This is a genomic window from Rhabdochromatium marinum (assembly GCF_016583795.1).
Lineage (GTDB): Bacteria > Pseudomonadota > Gammaproteobacteria > Chromatiales > Chromatiaceae > Rhabdochromatium > Rhabdochromatium marinum.
Map to the genome: position 1 here is coordinate 1 of NZ_NRRS01000196.1, position 823 is coordinate 823.

An 823-nucleotide genomic window follows, 5' to 3' on the forward strand; every position below is an offset into this window, starting at 1 on the left:
ACAGCTTCTGAGTATTATGCAATGTTGCCGCGTGTGAAGCGAATCACTTCGAGGAGCCCGGTGCGGTAGTTCCGCACGCCGGGATCTGTACGGGGGCGGCCGGGTAACTGGCCGTCCTACCGTGATGATGAGATCGAAATCGGCGCGTTTATGCGCCTGAACCCGGGTCGGATCTAACCCATCGAGCAACCACTGAAACTCACGCGCCGACAGCTTGACCGGCCCTTCGCTCGCCGACATCGGCCACCAGAAGCGCTCGCGCTCAAGGCGCCGGTACCACAGCCAGAAGCCGTTATGCTGCCACACCAGGATCTTGAGCTTGTCGCGCCCGCGATTGCAGAACACGAACACCTGGCTCGAGAAGGGATCGGCCGCGAGCACATCGACCACCAGGGCCGCCAGCCCGTCGATCTGCTTGCGCATGTCGGTCGCCCCGGCGGCCAGATAGACTTGCGTCTGTGCCCCGAGCCTGATCATGCCGCCAGGGGCTCCTGGAGTACCGCCAAGACCCGGCGCAGCGTCCTGGGTTCGAAGTCGGCACCGACTTCCAGGCGCAAGCCGTTGGACAGTACCAGGGTCAGCGCCGGACCCGCCACTGGCTCGGGAACCTCGCGCAGCTCGACAGGCAACCAGCGAATCCGCTCGCCTTCGCCCTGGCGTGTTTCATGATCACCGGGATTCGCAGCCTCATGCAGCGGGTGCCGCCTTTCAATGATGTCAATCATGAGCCATGCTTAGCCCATCATCCAAATGCAGAAAGAGGGCTTGGCCATAACAGCGCAACTCATTAACATCGACGGTCATCAGGCGACTTTTCAAGTCA

Annotated in this window: 2 protein-coding genes; both read right to left on the reverse strand. The window is 61.8% G+C overall.

Annotation, left to right across the window (positions count from 1 at the left end; genetic code table 11):
- Window positions 1–477 (reverse strand): IS66 family insertion sequence element accessory protein TnpB (gene tnpB, locus CKO36_RS19260; RefSeq protein ID WP_200286506.1); only part of this gene is annotated, 477 nt, incomplete at its 3' end.
- Window positions 474–725, reverse strand: a complete 252-nt coding sequence (locus CKO36_RS19265) for a hypothetical protein (RefSeq protein WP_242469758.1) — start codon at window positions 723–725, stop codon at window positions 474–476. The genes CKO36_RS19265 and tnpB, both read right to left, overlap by 4 nt.
- Window positions 726–823: the final 98 nt, after the last annotated feature.

Excerpts from the sequence above, each read along its gene's own strand:
- CKO36_RS19265 (WP_242469758.1), bottom strand. The coding sequence starts at position 725 with ATGATTGACATCATTGAAAGGCGGCACCCGCTGCATGAGGCTGCGAAT.